This window comes from Collimonas fungivorans (genome assembly GCF_001584145.1).
GTDB classification, from domain to species: domain Bacteria; phylum Pseudomonadota; class Gammaproteobacteria; order Burkholderiales; family Burkholderiaceae_D; genus Collimonas; species Collimonas fungivorans.
The window spans coordinates 4,231,474-4,248,120 of record NZ_CP013232.1 but is presented as its reverse complement, the minus strand read 5'-3'; the positions used below and the strand labels follow the sequence as shown (position 1 = coordinate 4,248,120).

Annotated in this window: 16 protein-coding genes and 1 pseudogene; 11 read left to right on the top strand and 6 right to left on the bottom strand. The window is 59.4% G+C overall.

The genetic code is table 11. The features are described 5' to 3' along the window. Nucleotides 1–82: 82 nt before the first annotated feature. The 7 genes from CFter6_RS26520 (at nt 83) to CFter6_RS18470 (ending at nt 8,708) form a co-directional block, all read left to right on the top strand. Complete coding sequence (locus CFter6_RS26520; protein WP_236904407.1) at nt 83–1,546, top strand: YhdP family phospholipid transporter; 1,464 nt, start codon at nt 83–85, stop codon at nt 1,544–1,546. Next, on the top strand, nt 1,516–4,464 hold the full coding sequence (locus tag CFter6_RS26515) for a YhdP family protein (RefSeq protein ID WP_236904692.1): 2,949 nt from the start codon (nt 1,516–1,518) through the stop codon (nt 4,462–4,464). The genes CFter6_RS26520 and CFter6_RS26515 overlap by 31 nt, the downstream gene beginning before the upstream one ends. Then, nucleotides 4,367–5,140: a carbon-nitrogen hydrolase family protein gene (locus CFter6_RS18490; RefSeq protein ID WP_082814858.1), complete on the top strand. Its 774-nt coding sequence runs from the start codon at nt 4,367–4,369 to the stop codon at nt 5,138–5,140. The genes CFter6_RS26515 and CFter6_RS18490 overlap by 98 nt, the downstream gene beginning before the upstream one ends. 114 nt (nt 5,141–5,254) lie before the next feature. Further along, complete coding sequence (gene tldD / locus CFter6_RS18485; RefSeq protein ID WP_061541163.1) at nt 5,255–6,715, top strand: metalloprotease TldD; 1,461 nt, start codon at nt 5,255–5,257, stop codon at nt 6,713–6,715. A 19-nt stretch (nt 6,716–6,734) separates the two neighbouring features. Further along, the gene (locus CFter6_RS18480) at nt 6,735–7,190 is read left to right on the top strand and encodes a GNAT family N-acetyltransferase (protein ID WP_061542460.1); all 456 of its coding nucleotides are present in this window, start codon (nt 6,735–6,737) and stop codon (nt 7,188–7,190) included. A gap of 76 nt (nt 7,191–7,266) precedes the next feature. Next, nucleotides 7,267–8,292: a cupin-like domain-containing protein gene (locus CFter6_RS18475; RefSeq protein ID WP_061541162.1), complete on the top strand. Its 1,026-nt coding sequence runs from the start codon at nt 7,267–7,269 to the stop codon at nt 8,290–8,292. Between the two features lie 44 nt (nt 8,293–8,336). After that, nucleotides 8,337–8,708 carry a cupin domain-containing protein gene (locus tag CFter6_RS18470; RefSeq protein ID WP_061541161.1) on the top strand — a complete coding sequence of 124 codons (372 nt, stop codon included), beginning with the start codon at nt 8,337–8,339 and terminating at the stop codon, nt 8,706–8,708. Nucleotides 8,709–8,712: 4 nt separating this feature from the next. Here the strand turns inward: CFter6_RS18470 and CFter6_RS18465 are convergent, their stop codons facing one another. From CFter6_RS18465 to CFter6_RS18440, 6 genes are all read right to left on the bottom strand, one after another. Beyond that, entirely contained in the window at nt 8,713–8,991 is a 279-nt protein-coding gene (locus CFter6_RS18465; RefSeq protein ID WP_061541160.1) for an Ada metal-binding domain-containing protein, read from the bottom strand. Continuing rightward, nucleotides 8,988–10,067: a bifunctional DNA-binding transcriptional regulator/O6-methylguanine-DNA methyltransferase Ada gene (gene ada / locus CFter6_RS18460; protein WP_061541159.1), complete on the bottom strand. Its 1,080-nt coding sequence runs from the start codon at nt 10,065–10,067 to the stop codon at nt 8,988–8,990. Before ada ends, CFter6_RS18465 begins: the two co-directional genes overlap by 4 nt. 164 nt (nt 10,068–10,231) lie before the next feature. Further along, nucleotides 10,232–10,828 (bottom strand): DNA-3-methyladenine glycosylase family protein, encoded by a 597-nt coding sequence (locus tag CFter6_RS18455; RefSeq protein WP_061541158.1) that lies wholly within the window; start codon nt 10,826–10,828, stop codon nt 10,232–10,234. Further along, entirely contained in the window at nt 10,829–11,491 is a 663-nt protein-coding gene (gene alkB / locus CFter6_RS18450; protein WP_061541157.1) for a DNA oxidative demethylase AlkB, read from the bottom strand. Between the two features lie 10 nt (nt 11,492–11,501). Further along, on the bottom strand, nt 11,502–12,245 hold the full coding sequence (locus CFter6_RS18445) for a 2OG-Fe(II) oxygenase (RefSeq protein WP_061541156.1): 744 nt from the start codon (nt 12,243–12,245) through the stop codon (nt 11,502–11,504). After that, on the bottom strand, nt 12,242–12,805 hold the full coding sequence (locus CFter6_RS18440; protein ID WP_061541155.1) for a methylated-DNA--[protein]-cysteine S-methyltransferase: 564 nt from the start codon (nt 12,803–12,805) through the stop codon (nt 12,242–12,244). The genes CFter6_RS18445 and CFter6_RS18440 overlap by 4 nt, the downstream gene beginning before the upstream one ends. A gap of 333 nt (nt 12,806–13,138) precedes the next feature. Here CFter6_RS18440 and CFter6_RS18435 point away from each other — a divergent pair, with 333 nt between their 5' ends. From CFter6_RS18435 to nadS, 4 genes and pseudogenes are all read left to right on the top strand, one after another. Then, entirely contained in the window at nt 13,139–14,149 is a 1,011-nt protein-coding gene (locus tag CFter6_RS18435; RefSeq protein ID WP_061539234.1) for an IS110 family RNA-guided transposase, read from the top strand. Nucleotides 14,150–14,328: 179 nt separating this feature from the next. Next, nucleotides 14,329–15,533 (top strand): annotated as a pseudogene (locus tag CFter6_RS18430) (MFS transporter). Between the two features lie 244 nt (nt 15,534–15,777). Beyond that, complete coding sequence (locus CFter6_RS18425; RefSeq protein WP_061542459.1) at nt 15,778–16,089, top strand: type II toxin-antitoxin system RelE/ParE family toxin; 312 nt, start codon at nt 15,778–15,780, stop codon at nt 16,087–16,089. Between the two features lie 2 nt (nt 16,090–16,091). Then, nucleotides 16,092–16,382: a NadS family protein gene (gene nadS / locus CFter6_RS18420; protein ID WP_061541154.1), complete on the top strand. Its 291-nt coding sequence runs from the start codon at nt 16,092–16,094 to the stop codon at nt 16,380–16,382. Nucleotides 16,383–16,647: the final 265 nt, after the last annotated feature.

Genomic DNA, 16,647 nt, shown 5'->3' with positions numbered 1-16,647 from the left:
TCCCTGCTCAGTTGGGGAACAGAGTAGCAGGCTTCGTGTCCTGCCACTGTTTCATAATGATTAATTTTACCCATTCTGATTGATGTTGGAAGAACAAGCAAAAATCCCGTCGCCGGCCAGCAAGCTTGCCATCTGCTGGCGCGCCGGGATTGCCACTTATAAGCACGTTAACCTGGTTACCCACCATCTGCTGGGCGCTTTGCTGACATTGCTGGTCGTGGCGTATTTCCTGTTTTGCGGACTGTTCCTGGGTTTGCGTTATGTAGTGTTGCCGAACGTCGGCTACTACAAGGCTGAGGTTGAGCATATCGTCAGCAAAACGGTGGGCAATCCGGTCTCGATCGGCGCGATCCAGGCCTCCTGGCATGGCTTGCAGCCGCACCTGGTGCTGGACAACGTGGTGGTGCACGATAAAGGCGGCCAGCCTGCGCTGACCTTGCCGCAGGTGGCGGCCACCATCTCCTGGCGCTCCGCGCTGGTGGGCGCCGTCCGGCTGGCTTCGCTGGAGATCAGCAAGCCCGATTTGCAGATAGAGCGCGATGCCCAGGGCAATCTGTTCGTGGCCGGCATCCTGGTCAATTCCGGGCAGGAAAACGACGGCGCCGGCGCCGAATGGCTGCTGGCCCAGCGCAAGATCGTGATCCGCGACGGCCAGGTGCGCTGGCGCGACGACCTGCGCAAGGCGCCGGAACTGGTCCTGACCAATATCGACCTGGTTCTGCAAAACCGCTGGCGCCGCCATCAATTGTCGGCACGGGCGACGCCGCCCGCGTCATTCGCCGCGCCGCTGGATGTGCGGGCGAATTTTGTCCATCCGGTATTTACCCACAAGATTGCCGACTTCAAGCGCTGGACCGGCACCCTCTACGCCAACCTGCACGATGCCGACCTGACCGTGTGGAAGCCTTACTTCGATTATCCGGTCGAGATCAGCCAGGGCAAGGGCGCAGTACAAGCCTGGCTCGACCTGGATCACGCCAAGATGAGCAACTTTACAGCCGATCTTGAACTGAACGGCCTGGCCATGCGCCTGCGGCCCGACCTGCAGCCCTTGGCCCTGGAGAATATCAGCGGACGGGTTTCCGCCCACGAGGAACTGGGACCGATGCCGCAAGACGGTCTGCCGGCCTTCGGCGCCAACGGCCACACGGTAACGCTCACCGATTTTTCTTTAAAAACCGCCGACGGCCTGAGCCTGCCGCGCACCTCCATTAGCGAATCGTACGTACCGGCGCAAGGCAAGCAAGCGGAAAAATACAGCTTGCAGGCCAAGCAGCTGGATTTGCAGACGCTGGCGAGTTTTGCCCAGCGCTTGCCCCTGAGCGCGGCACAGATCAAGATGATTGACGATTTTGCGCCGCGCGGCCAGCTGCGCGATTTTGCCGCGCAATGGCAGGGCGCTTATCCGGCGATCGCGTCGTACAGCGCAAAAGGCCAGTTCGAAGGTTTGACCATCAATGCCCAGGCGCCCGTGCGGCGCAGCCCAAGACGGCCAGCCAGCCGGCGCAGGCCGCGGTGCCGGGGATTCCCGGGGTCGATAACCTGAGCGGAAGCGTCAACGCCAACCAGGACGGCGGCAGCGTCAACCTGAAATCGGAAAAAACCCGGCTGGACTTACCCGGGTTCTTCGACGCGCCGCTGCTGCCTTTCGATAAGCTCGACATGCAGGCGCGCTGGAACTTCCAGCAGAAGAACGTGTTGCTGCAGATCGACAGCATGAACTTCGTCCAGGATGGCCTGGCCGGATCGTTGTCGGGAACGCATCTGTTGCCGCTGCAAGATCGCCACGGCGTCGCGCTGGGCGTGATCGACATGACCGGCAGCATCAGTGAATTCGACCTGAAAAAAATCGGCACTTACCTGCCGCTGCATACCCCCGAGCATTTGCGCAACTGGCTGGTCGGCGCGCTCAAGGAAGGCAAGGCAAAAGACGTGACGATCAGGCTCAAGGGTGACCTGGCCGATTTCCCGTTCCGCACCGAAACCGCGAATGCCAAACCGAAAGGTGAATTCAGCGTTGCCGGAAAAATAGAAAACGGTACTCTTGAATACGATCCCGCGCATGTCGGCCAGGACGGCAAGCAGCCTCTGTGGCCGCTGCTGGAAAAGATAGAGGGTACGTTTGCGGTAGACCGCACGCGCCTTCAGATCAAGGCTGCCACTGCACAAACCTCGGCTGTGGCGGTGAGCGACGTGACAGCCACCGTGCCGGACCTGTCGTCGCATGACGAGATGCTGCTGATCGACGGCAGCGCTGCCGGCACCTTGCAGAATTTCGTGCAGTTCACCAAGGACAGTCCGGTGCTGCACTGGATCGACGGCTTCACCAGCGAATCGCAAGGCAAGGGCAACGCCAAGCTGCAGTTGAACCTGCAGTTGCCGCTGGCCCATCTGATCGACGCCAAGGTCACCGGTGTGCTGCAATTCCAGAACAACGACGTGATCCTGCAAAAGATCATCCCGCCTATCTCCAATGCTACCGGCCAGCTTGAATTCAACGAAAAAGGCTTCAACCTGAACGGTATCAAGGGCAACCTGTTGGGCGGGCCGGTGCAAGCCAGCGGCGGCACCCAGGCTGACCGCCAGACCCTGATCAAGATCGAAGGCAATGCCGGCGCCGACGGCTTGCGCGCCATGTATCCCGCTGCAGCGATGCAAAAGCTGCTGTCCCACGCCAGCGGCAGCAGCCGTTATACAGCCACGGTGGCGATCCGCGATCATCATCCGGAGCTGGTGGTCGAGTCCAGCTTGCAAGGCATAGGCCTGGATTTCCCTGAACCATTGCGCAAGAGCGCCGGCGAAGCCATGCCGTTCAAATTCGAGTGGCTGGGTGTCGCTTCCGACGATGCGGCGATGGCGCGCGATGAACTCAAGCTGGCCTTGGGATCTGCCATCGTCGCGCGCTACCAGCGGCAGAAGCCGCTCGGCAAGAACGCCGTCGAGAACGGCAAACCCGCCGACTGGAAAATTCTGCGCGGCGGCATCGGCATCAATTCACCGGCGCCGGAACCGGATAGCGGAGTGGCGATCAACATGAACGCCAAGACCTTGAACGTCGACGCCTGGAACAACCTGGCCGGCGCCTTGAACGAGGACGGCGCAGTCAAGACCGGCGAGGAAACGCCTCTGACCGGCCTGGCGCAGTATGCCGAACCTAACCTGGTGTCGGTCAAGGCCAACCAGCTGATCCTGCTTGGCAAGACGCTGGACAACGTGGTGCTGGGCGCCACTCATCAGAAAAATTCCTGGCAGGTCAACATCGACTCCAGGCAGGCTTCGGGCTTCGTGACCTGGAACGCTTCACCGTCGGGCCGCGGCCTCGGCAAGGTTACCGCGCGCCTGTCTTCGCTGATCATTCCGCAAGGCGGCGAGACGGATGTCGGCGACGTGCTGGAAGGCAAGGGCGGCTCCACCCAGATTCCCGGGCTGGACATCATCGCCGAGGATTTCCAGCTGCTCGGCAAGAAGCTCGGACGGCTTGAACTGAGCGCCAACAATGTGCGCGCCAACGTCGGCAACGAATGGCGCATCCATAAACTGTCGATCAAGAATCCCGACGCGGAATTGAAGGCCGACGGCAAATGGACCACCGTCAACGGCGACAACACCACCAGCCTGACTTACGCCATGGATATCGCCGATGCCGGCAAGCTGCTGGACCGTTTCGGTTTCGCGCACGTGCTGCGCGCCGCCAAGGGACGCATGGACGGCGAAGTCAGCTGGAAGGGTCTGCCGTTCACCATGGATATTCCATCACTGTCCGGCCAGATCAACCTGGACATGGCGGCAGGCCAGTTCCTGAAAGTCGATCCGGGCGCCGCCAAGCTGCTCGGGGTGCTCAGCCTGCAATCGCTGCCGCGCCGCCTGACCCTGGATTTCCGCGACATCTTTTCTGAAGGTTTTGCTTTCGATAGCGTAGTCGGCACCGCTTCGATCACGCAGGGCAAGGCACATACCGACAACTTCAAGATGCGCGGCGTCAGCGCCACGGTGCTGATGGACGGCGTCGCGGACATCGCGCGCGAGACCCAGGACCTGCACGTAGCGGTGCTGCCGGAAATCAATGCCGGCACCGCCTCGGTGGTGGCGCTGGCGATCAATCCGGTGATTGGCATCGGCACTTTCCTGGCGCAGCTGTTCCTGCGCGATCCGCTGATGCGGGCTTTTACCTTTGAATATAATATTACCGGCGGCTGGACCGATCCGGTCGTGACCAAACTCGATCACAAGACCGAGACGCCGACCGCAAGCACCCCGATCTGTCGTCCGGCCGCTGATCCTTGCCACAACGTTTGCCACAGCGCAGGAGTTTCGCACCATGAGCCAAGCATCCAGTCCAGCCAGTTTCAACATCGCCGCGATCCAGATGGTGTCGACGCCGGTGCTGGAAGAAAATTTCAACACCGCGCGGCGCCTGGTAGCCGAAGCCGCCGCGCAGGGCGCGCAGCTGGTGCTGCTGCCTGAGTACTGGCCCATCATGGGCATGCAGGACACCGACAAGCTGACCTGCGCCGAAATCCTGGGTGAAGGACCGATCCAGATTTTCATGGCGCAGCTGGCGCGAGAGCATGGCATCTGGCTGATCGGCGGCACGCTGCCGATGATCGCCGACGAGGTCGGCAAGGTGCTCAACACCACCCTGGTATTCGACCCGGACGGCCGCCAGGTCAGCCGCTACGACAAGATCCACTTGTTCAGTTTCAGCAAAGGCGAGGAATCCTACGATGAAGCGCGCACTATCGTCTACGGCAAGGACACCGGCAGTTTCCAGGCGCCGTTCGGCAAGGTCGGCTTGTCGGTCTGCTACGACCTGCGTTTCCCCGAGCTGTACCGGGCGCTTGGCGATTGCTCCCTGATTGTGGTGCCGGCGGCGTTTACCTACACCACCGGCAAGGCCCACTGGGAAATCCTGCTGCGCGCCCGCGCCGTCGAAAACCAGTGTTATGTGCTGGCGGCAGCGCAAGGCGGCAAGCACCCCAACGGCCGCCGCACCTGGGGCCACAGCATGCTGATCGACCCCTGGGGTGAAATTAAATCGGTGCTGGCGGAAGGCGAGGGCCTTGTCAGCGGCAGCATCGACCCCCATTTCCTTAAGGGAGTGCGGGACAGTTTGCCGGCGTTGCTGCATCGCAAGTTATAGCAATCGTTGGCAATACGAATTATCTATTAGATATTACTATTTTCAGCGCCCGGGCCAGCCCGGCCCGGGATGCTCTACAATCCGTACTAACACCACAGTAAAACCGGAATACCAATGAAACCATTTGAACCAAACCTGGGCACTTTAGCCATCGCGCGCGATATCCTGTTGACGCCTTTCGGCCTGGACGAGTCGAGCTTGCTGAAAGCGCTGGGGACCATGTTCACGCACAAGGTCGACTACGCCGACCTCTATTTCCAGTTCACCAAGAGCGAAGGCTGGAGCCTGGAAGAAGGCATCGTCAAGACCGGCAGCTTTTCCATCGACCAGGGAGTAGGCGTGCGCGCCATTTCCGGCGACAAGACTGCGTTTTCGTATTCCGATGAAATTTCCGAGCGTGCCTTGCACGACGCCGCGGTAGCCACCCGCACTATCGCCCGCCAGGGCGCCGGCAAGATCAAGATCGCCGCCGGCATGCAGCAAAGCGGCGGCCGTTCCCTGTACCTGCCGAATGATCCGCTGGTGTCGCTGGACGCCACCGAAAAGGTCAAGCTGCTGGAACGGGTAGAGCGCCTGGCGCGCGCCAAGGATCCGCGCGTGGTGCAAGTGATGGCCGGCCTGGCCGCAGAATACGATGTAGTGCTGGTGGCGCGCAGCGACGGCGTGATCGCCGCCGATATCCGGCCGCTGGTGCGCCTGTCGGTGACGGTCATCGTCGAACAGAACGGCCGCCGCGAAACCGGCAGCAGCGGCGGCGGCGGACGCTACAGCTACAGCTATTTCAGCGATGACTTGCTGGAGCAGTACGCGGCTGACGCAGTCGCTTCGGCGCTGGTCAACCTGGACGCGCGGCCGGCCCCGGCCGGCCCGATGACCGTAGTGCTCGGACCTGGCTGGCCCGGCATCCTGCTGCACGAAGCGATCGGCCATGGCCTGGAAGGCGATTTCAACCGCAAGGGTTCCAGCACGTTCTCCGGCCGCATCGGCGAACGGGTGGCGGCCAAGGGCGTCACCGTGGTGGATGACGGCACCATCGCCGACCGCCGCGGTTCGCTGAATATCGACGACGAAGGCAATCCTAGCCAGTGCACCACCCTGATTGAAGACGGCATCCTGAAAGGCTATATCCAGGACACCATGAACGCGCGCCTGATGAAGATGCCGGTGACCGGCAACGCCCGCCGCGAATCGTTCGCCCACCTGCCGATGCCGCGCATGACCAACACCTACATGCTGGCCGGCGACAAGGATCCGGCGGAAATCCTGGCATCGGTGAAGAACGGTTTGTACGCAGTCAATTTCGGCGGCGGCCAGGTCGATATCACCAACGGCAAGTTCGTGTTTTCGGCGAGCGAAGCCTACATGATCGAAAACGGCAAAGTCACTTATCCGGTCAAGGGCGCAACCCTGATCGGCAACGGTCCGGACGTGCTGAACCGGGTTTCCATGATCGGTAACGACATGAAACTCGATCCCGGCGTCGGCGTCTGCGGCAAGGAAGGCCAGAGCGTGCCGGTCGGCGTCGGCCAGCCTACCTTGCGCATTGATGGCGTGACTGTCGGCGGCACCGCTTAAGGCTATGGCAGAAGCAACGATGATGGGATGGCATTGGCTGCCGTTCCAGGAGTTGAGTACTGTGCAATTGTATGCGGCGATGCAGTTGCGGCAGCGTGTATTCGTGCTGGAACAGACCTGCGTATTCCAGGATGCCGACGGTATCGATCTGCATTCCTGGCACGGCCTGGGTTATCTGCCGAACGGCGAGCTGGGCGCGTATGCGCGCATCGTGCCGCCGGGGCAAGCGTTCCACTTGCCGTCGATCGGGCGAGTGGTGACAGCACCCGAGCTACGCGGCAAAAGCGCCGGTTACGAACTGATGCAGCAGGCCATGGCGCAAACCGCCAGGCTGTTTCCAGGGCGTGACGTCAAGATCGGCGCGCAAGCGCACTTGCAGCGGTTTTATAGTCGCTTTGGCTTCGAACCGGTTGGCGAGCTGTACGACGAGGATGGTATTTCACACATTCATATGATCGCACCGGCCGCACCATAACGCATTCTGGATCATCAGCTCAAATCGGGTTATCCTCCTCAGGCAAATTGATAGCCGTCTTTTACCAGGAAGCCGAATGAGCCAGAGCTTGCAAGCGATTGCCGAACGATACGATGTGGACGACCGCATCTTCAAGGAAGAGATCGCCACCCAATACCAGCCGGTGGTCCTGCGCGGTTATGTTAAGCACTGGCCGGCGGTGCGGCTGGCCAAGACTTCTACCGAAGCGATTTGCGATTACCTGAGAAAACTGGATAGCGGCAGCGACGTCGATGCGATCATGACGCCGCCGCAAGCCAAGGGCCGCATCTTCTACGATGAAACCATGAACGGTTTCAACTACCTGCGCAACCGGCTGCCGGTCTCCGCCATCCTCGAACAGTTGCTGCGTTACCGGCAGTTTGCCGATCCGCCGGCAGTCGCGGCCCAGAGCGCGCTGATTTCCAGCTGCCTGCCGGGATTCCTGGATGAGAACAGATTGTCGGTGCTTGGCCCCGAAGTCATCCCCAGGATCTGGATAGGCAACGCCGTCACCACTCCGGCGCATTTTGACGACGCCCATAACATCGCTTGCGTGGTCAGCGGCAAGCGCCGGTTTACCCTTTTCCCGCCGGAGCAGATCGGCAATCTTTATATCGGCCCCCTGGATTTCGCACCCACCGGTGCGCCGATCAGCATGGTGGCGCTGAACCAGCCGGATTTTAAAAAATATCCCAAATTCAAGGATGCCCTGAAAGCAGCCCGGTCGGCAGAACTGGAGCCGGGCGATGCGCTCTACATACCGCCGCTGTGGTGGCATCATGTCGAATCGCTGCAGGCATGCAATATCCTGGTCAATTACTGGTGGGGCGGCGCGGTCGGCACGGCCGATTCCATCCACTCCGGCTCCGACAGCCTGATGCTGGCCCTGATCAACCTGAAAAAGCGGGCACCGGCTTATCGCCAGGCCTGGGCCGCCATCTTCAACCATTATGTTTTTGACGACAATACAGACCTGGCTGCGCATATTCCACCGCACCGGCATGGCGTCCTGGGCGACATGTCGGCGGAACAGGAACAGCAAGTGCGGAATTACCTGGCGAACAAACTGAAAGGCTCTTGATGGGCTTTCAGTAATGATGAAAAACAGCAACCGAAAGGAAAATCATGTCCAATGTCAGCTCACCGCAACAGATAGCCGCCTCACTGACAGAACACTGGTCGCCGCGCGTGGTGGCCGAGGTCGACGACTCTTACGTCAAGGTTGCGAAGGTAAAAGGTTCGTTGGCCTGGCACAGCCATGACAACGAAGACGAACTGTTCCTGATCCTGAAAGGCCGCTTGCGCATCGAAATGGAAGACCGCACGGTAGAACTGGGCGAGGGCGAAATGTTCGTCGTTCCGAAAGGCGTGCGGCATAACCCGGTGGCGGAACAGGAGTGCCACATCATGCTGATCGAACGCAAGACCACGCTGCATACCGGCGATGTCGTCAGTGAAAAAACGCGTTCGCTGGACGATCAGTTGCGCCCACTGTAAAAAATTACCGGCCTGCAGCCGTCTGGTTCTGCCGCGCTTTCCAGTGCGCGTAGTCTCGCGGCAGGCAGACTGCGCAGGGCCGGTAGCCGGCAGCTCGTGCATCAGCCTGGTTGAGAAAAAATACCCGGTTCTTCACATAACCGCCTCGCGCAATCGCTTGCAGCGCCGCACGGCAATCGAGGCGGCCGTAAATGCGGCTGCGGCGGTGGCCGCCCAATGCGCCCGGACGGTCGCTGTCGTAGCCGCTGCCGTCGGCGCCGACGAGCCGCCACTTCCGTTTCATTTTCTTTGTTCGCGTTCCAGCAATGCGTGCTTGCGTTCCACTCCCCAGCGATAACCCGAAGCGCTGCCGTCGCTGCGGATCACGCGATGGCAGGGAATCGCCACTGCCAGGCTATTGGCGGCGCATGCCTGGGCCACGGCGCGCACCGCCTTGGGCGAGCCGATGCGCGCCGCGATTTCAGCATAGCTGGTGGTGCTGCCGGCCGGGATATCGCGCAACGCCTGCCAGACACGCTGCTGGAAAGCCGTGCCGCGCACATCCAGCGGCAGGTCCAGGCCGAGGGCAGGCGCTTCGATGAAACCCACTACCTGCGCCACCAGCTGTTCGAAATCATGGTCGGCGCCGATCAGGTGGGCGCGCGGGAATTTATCCTGCAAATCGTGCGCCAGCGCGTTCGGATCGTCGCCCAGGAAGATGGCGCAGACGCCGCGTTCGCTTCGCGCCACCAGGATCGCGCCCAGCGAGCATTCGCCGATGGCAAAACGGATATCGGTATTGGCGCCGCCGGCGCGATAGTCGGTCGGCGTCATGCCCAATACCTTGCCGGAAGCTTCATAAAAACGGCTGTTGGAATTGAAGCCGGCGTCGTAGATCGCCTCGGTCACCGAGTGGCTATGGCTGAGATGATCGCGTACTTTTTTTGCGCGATGGGCATTGGCGTAGGCCTTGGGCGTGAGTCCGGTGACGGCCTTGAATACGCGATGGAAATGAAACAGGCTGAGGCCGGCGTCGGCAGCCAGCATTTCCAGGCTCGGCAATTCTTCCGCGCTTTCGATACGGCGGCAGGCGGCCGCTACCAGTTCGGCATGGTGTGCCGCCACCGAGGTCTGGTCGGCGCCGCGTTTGCTGGGCCGGTAGCCGGCTGCTTCGGCCGCCGCCGGCGTATCGAAAAACTCGACGTTTTCCGGGCGCGGCAGGCGCGTCGGGCTGCTCGGGCGGCAATACACGCCAGTGGTCTTCACCGCATAGACAAATTGCGTGTCTGCGGCCGGATCGCGCGCCAGCACCGCCGCCCAGCGCGGATCGCGCTCGGCAGCTTGCCTGGCAGTATGTTGGTGTTGTGTCAGCGCTCGCATATCGGCTTCCGGTTGGCTATGGTTGTATCGTAGCTGTACTTTAGCAATGCATCGGAGGCCGGGCACTCCGAGTCTTGCCGTCAAATTCAGACATTATCCTCATAATCCTCCTGATTTTTCGGCAGGCGCCACAGATACCAGGCAGCTACGGTGCGGTAGGGACTTCAGGCCAGGCCGATGTCGCCGATCTGTCTTTTGGTCGGCGCCTGCGGCAGGTTCTTCAGGCGGCGGTAACCTTCGCGCACGCCGAAATCGTCAGCTGGCAAGATATCCATGCGCTCCAGCGTATAGATCAGGAACATCTCGACCGTCCAGCGGCCGACGCCGCGCAAGCTGGTCAGGCGTTCGATGAGATCGGCGTCGTTCATGGCTACAGCTTCGGCGTGCGGCGGCACGACGCCATCCAGTGCCGCCTGCGCAATGCCGTGGATAGTGGCGATCTTGCTGGCCGAGAAGCCGCAGCCGCGCAAGATATCGACAGGCGTGTCCAGCAATTGCCGCGCACTCGGAAAAGATGTATCGCCAAACAGGGCCAGCATGCGGCCGAGGATGGCGTCGCCGGCACGTGCATGCAGCTGCTGGTAAGCAATTGCCCGCACCAGGGCTTCATAGGGATCGCGCGCCGGCTTGGCGCGGTGGCGGCAGGGGCCGATGCGGGTTATATGGCGCGCCCAGTCAGGATCCAGCGCCGAAAGGAAGTGTTCAGCTTCATGGTGGATATTGTCTGATATGTCCGTAGCGATAATGGTTGAACCAGGCATTTAAGCGGCCTTGCGAAAAGTGAGATTGATCCTTTGTCCGCCGAGCAAGGGATGTTCGGCCTCCTTCAGCGGCAGCACGCCGTGATAACGCAGCCGGTCGACGCCGCCCCAGACTACGACGTCGCCATGGAACAGCGGCACGCGCGCCGCCTTGTCGCTGCGCTCGTGGCCACCGAACAGGAACATCGCGGGAATGCCCAGCGAGACGGAAACGATGGGCGCGGCGTAGTCTTGCTCATCCTTGTCCTGATGCAGCGACAGCCTGGTTCCCGGCTGGTAGCGGTTGATCAGGCAAGCGTCCGGCAGGAAGCTGTCGAACCCGGCCTGTGCAGCCGCGGCTTGCGCCAGCTGCAAAAAAATATCGGGCATGGCAGGCCAGGTGCGGCCGTTGTCTGGATCGATAGCGCTGTAGCGGTAGCCGCGGCGGTCGCTGGTCCAGCCCAGGGCGCCGCAGCAGGTCATGGCCACCGACATGCGGAAGCCGCCCGGAGTCACCAGGTGGCGGAACGGCGATGCTTGCTGGATTGTCTCCAGCAGCGGCAACAACTGCGCTACGTAGGGCGTAGCGAAGGCACGCAATACGAATGCGTCTTGCGCCAGCTGTTGCTGGCGTTTGCCGGACAATACGGACAATTCTTCAAGACCGAATAAATCTAAAGTCATGCGCAGCTCTTCATAAAGCGTCATGGAAAATCACGCCCAGCGTGTGCCGCGACCCGGAGCGGATGCGGCTGACGCCATGCCGTAAATTTACCCTATATGCGCCGCGCTGGCCTTGCACCGGGCGATTATGGACCGCAAACACGACGGCGTCGCCCTGGGTTAACGGGATGACCTCAGGGCGCGACTGCATGCGCGGTCTTTGCTCTGTCATCACGAATTCGCCGCCGCTGAAATCGCGGCCCGGTTGCGACAGCAGGATTGCCGCCTGCAGCGGAAACACATGTTCGCCATACAGGTCTTGATGCAGGCAGTTGTAGTCGCCCGCGCCGTATTGCAGCATGAGCGGCGTCGGACGCAATTGTCCCGCTGCGTGGCAGCGGGCGATGAAATCGGCATGTTCTTGCGGAAAGCGGGCGGCGATATCCATCGTTTCGTTCCAGCGGTTGGCCAAAGGCGCCAGCAGCGGATAGAGCGTGCTGCGCAAGTCGGCTATCAGGCCGGGCAGGGGATAGTTGAAATACTTATACTCGCCGCGTCCGAAGCCATGGCGTTCCATCACCACCCGGCTGCGGAAGATATCGTCGCACGGATAAAGCGCGCTCAGCGCCGCGCATTCTGCCGGCGTTACCAGGTTCGGCAGCAGCGCGCTGCCGTAGCTGCCCAAATCCTGATAGGCGGTTTCCCAGTCCATAGCTTGCAGCCGCTCGGTTATGGTGGCGGCTGCCGCTGTATCGGTGCGGATGACGGCGTTCATGCACGCGCCTCGCGTTGCAGCAGCGCCTGCTTGCGTTGCACGCCCCAGCGGTAGCCTGAGATGTCGCCGTCTTGTCTGATGACCCGGTGGCAGGGGATGGCCAGCGCCAGCAGGTTGGCGGCGCAGGCGCCTGCCACGGCGCGCACGGCATCGGGTTTGCCGAGGCGCTTGGCGATGTCCTGGTAACTGGCGGTGGCGCCTGATGGAATTTCCAGCAGCGCTTGCCATACCTGCTGCTGGAAGCTGGTGCCGCCGATGTCCAGCGGCTGGCTCAGCCTGTATTCCGGCCACGCTACCACGGTGTTGATTTCCGTAATCAGTTCTTGCAGCGCACAGTTGTTCAGGATGAGTTTTGCTTTCGAGAAGCTGTGCGCCAGTTCGGTGACCAAGGCTTGTTCATCGTCGCCGAACATGATGGCGCAAATACCGTGCGAGGTCTGGGCTGCCAGGAATTTTCCGAGCAGGCCGTTGCCGATGGCGTAATGGACTTCTTCCTCCACCACAGTTTGAGGTTGCCGGAGATAGGGGGCTGGTCCGATAGTGTTGTGTAGTGAGTTCATGACTTACTCCAGAGTGGTTGACGCTTCCCAGTCTAGGCAGGCAACCCGGGTGTCGCACTCCGGGTCTTGCGGTCGAATTCAATAATCCAGCAATTAATTAGGGTCAGAGTCGAATATTCTCCTACATCAATATTCGACTCTCGTATATTGAACCTACCGCATCGCCATTGGATAATCATGATGTCGAAGCGGTCGGGCAGAGTGATGCCGATTAGACTGAGTGCGGTTGAGCACGTGGGTCAGATAGGTGCCTCTGCCCGTTTCATTTTATAAGTCCGAACGGTATCTTGGGCCATCGCCTGGCGCGTAAGCCCGCATACGAGAAAGGTCAAAATGGAAACGGTGTGCGCAGTTGTTGGTATCGATGTGAGCAAGAAGAAGCTCGATATTGCCTTGCTGGTCAACGGCAAGACCAAGGCTAAGGTGGTGGATAATTCGGCCGAGGGATACAAATTACTCCTGGAGTGGTTAAGCAAGGCGAAAGTCGCTAAAGAAACGCTGCATGTCTGCATGGAGGCCACTGGGATTTACTATGAACCGGTGGCATTGGCGCTGCATGACGCAGCAATGAGCGTTAGCGTGGTCAATCCGGCCTGCATCAAAGGCTTCGGCCATAGTGAGAATATCCGCAACAAGAACGATACTGCCGATGCCGGACTCATTGCGCGCTATTGCGCTGCCATGAAGCCCGCGCCTTGGGTGCCGCCACCGCTGGAACAGCGCCAGTTGCGGGCTTGGTCGATGCGAGTACAAGCATTAAAGGATATTCGCCAACAGGAAGAAAACCGGCTTGAAGCGAACACCTTCACCGGTATGAGCGACGTCGCCGACCATGTGAAGCAACACATCGCCTGGCTAAGCGCTGAGATCAAAAAATTGGAGGGTGACATCGATGATCACATCGATCGACATCCCGGCCTCAAGCATGATGCCGAGCTCATCACGAGCATCCCAGGTATCGGCGGCACTACGGTGGCGAGGATCTTAGGCCAGTTGGGTGACATCCGGAGATTTGACAGCGCCAAGGCATTTGCCGCATTTCTCGGCGTAACTCCGAAACAACGCAGCTCCGGCACCTCCATCAAAGGTCGAACCATGATTAGCCGAGTTGGAAGCATGTCTATGCGGGCGGCGCTTTATATGCCTAGCTTAGTAGCATGTCGACACAACCCGCTACTACGTCGCTTTGCTGAGCGACTATTGGCCACCGGTATGGCAAAAAAAGCTGTAATCGGGGCCGTGATGCACAAAATGACACATCTGATTTACGGAGTGGTCCGTACTGGCAAGCCCTTCGATCCCAATTATTTAGCGAACGGCCTTGCTATTCAAGACGGTATCTGACCCTAATTAATGGACTACGGAGTACAAGCCGTGGCATCGGGCAAGTTTTATGCGAAATTTGCATTAAATTCTGTATATATTTGATTTATAGTCAAATATGTATTGTGGTCACAGTGGTTTTTCTTTATTGCGCCTGCCGTCAAACTGCATGGCGTCAAACTTCAAACAGGAAAATCATCATGCCACTTGCACTTTGGGCGCTCACGCTCAGCGCTTTTGCCATCGGTACGACAGAATTCGTTATCGTTGGCCTGATTCCCACTATCGCCTTCAGTCTTGGCGTTTCCGTTCCGTCGGCCGGCCTGCTGGTCAGCCTTTATGCGCTGGGTGTTGCGGTAGGCGCGCCGGTGCTGACAGCCTTGACCGGCCGCGTGCCGCGCAAGCAGCTTTTGCTTGGCCTGATGGCCTTGTTCACGATCGGCAACCTGGTGGCATGGATGGCGCCGAGCTATGAAGCGCTGATGGCGGCGCGGGTGCTGACAGGGCTGGCGCACGGCGTGTTCTTCTCGATCGGGTCGACCATTGCCACCGGTCTGGTGCCCAAAGAAAAGGCCGCCAGTGCAATCGCCCTCATGTTCACCGGGCTGACCGTTGCCTTGGTCACCGGCGTGCCGCTTGGTACTTTCATCGGCCAGACCTTCGGCTGGCAGTCGACTTTCCTGGCGGTGTCGCTGCTGGGAGTGATCGCGTTTGTCGGCAGCTGGATCCTGGTGCCGAACAATATCGCCAGCAGCAAGCCCGCCTCTTTGCTGACCCAGGCTGCGGTCCTGAAGAAACCGCGGCTGTTGCTGGTGTATGCGATCACTGCGCTGGGTTATGGCGGTTCTTTCATCGCCTTTACCTACCTGGCGCCGATCCTGCAGGAAATCTCCGGTTTTTCGGCCTCCACCGTCAGCCTGGTGATGCTGGTGTATGGCGTTTCAGTTGCCTTCGGTAATATCTGGGGCGGCAAGCTGGCCGACAAGAAGGGGCCGATCCATGCATTGCAGATCGTGTTTGCCTTGCTGGCAGTAGTCTTGTTTGTACTGACTTTCACTGCGGCCAATCCTTGGCTGGCTGTGCTGACCGTGCTGGCCTGGGGGCTTTCGCCTTCGGCAATGTGCCGGGCTTGCAGGTGTATGTGGTGCAGCAGGCTGAACGTCATGCGCCGCGTGCGGTGGATGTGGCTTCCGGCCTGAACATCGCGGCGTTCAATGTCGGGATTGCGCTGGGCGCCTGGGGCGGCGGGCTGATCGTCAGCCATCTTGGCTTGATGGCGACACCCTGGATCGGCGCCATTGTGGTGCTCGGTGCGCTGGGCCTGACTTCACTGGCGGGCCGGCTGGACCGGCGGGACGGGATTGCGCCTATCGTTGGGGCGGGACATGCGGTTGCGATGCATTGATTACGCGTAAATCCTGGCTTGCTTTACCGGAGCCAGGATTGCCCGCGAATGATGGTGGTTGGTACGCCACCGTCGCGCGCGAGACAGCTGTTTAGGTGATTACGCTATGTCGTATGACTTTACTGGAAGCTCTTCGCGAAATAGAGTTTCCATATTGTTCCAATATTCCTTTTTTACCAGCCGGTCATATCAGCGACCAAAATGACCGATATTTCGCTATACGCCAATGGCGTATATAATGGTAATGGAATTCATCGAGACTCCTACTTTTACTCGTATGATCACGGCGTTGCTTGCAGAGGAAGAATATCGGAAACTGCAATCGGTACTGATGGAGGATCCGTCACGGGGCGATGTCATCAAAGATGGCGGCGGCATTCGCAAAATGCGGTACGCAGCGCGAGGTCGTGGCAAAAGCGGAGGAATCAGAGTGATCTATTATTGGATAAAGGATAACCATCAAATTTACATGTTAGTGGCCTATCCGAAATCAAAAAAAGATACGCTAACCGATAAGGAAATTGCTATTTTGAGAGAGTTTGTGAAGGAGTTGTAGGGATGGAAAATGCACTTTTTGATGATCTGCTGCAGAGCCTGAAAGAAGCAAAGGCTATTTCCCAAGGGAAAGCTGAGGCATCGCGCCGATTTCAGATGCCGCCTACTGACGTAAAAGCCGTTCGCGAGCAAATTGGCTTATCTCAGAGCGAATTTGCAAAACTGATGCGTGTCAGTATCAAGACCTTGCAAAACTGGGAGCAGCACCGACGCAGTCCGACTGGTCCGGCTGCCGCTTTGCTCAAAATTGTATCAACGGCACCGGATGTCGCGCTTAAGTCATTGCATAGCTGAGTAAAGCCATCGGTTGAGACGCGTGTACTCCATGGTCCGCTTGGCTTCCTTGGAACGGTGTTCTGGTCTGTGGTAATCCTGGCCTTGCCAAATTTCTGGAAATCCTGCACTATTGGCCTTGATTTTAATAATCCTTTACTGAAAAACATGTCTTTCGCACGCGCTTACTTCTTTTTTTACTTTAGCTATTCCAGCCCCACGGCGGTGAAAAGCGGTAAGCGTTCGTAAGTAAAGAGCAAACCGAAATTTCTAAAAAACCGCCAGC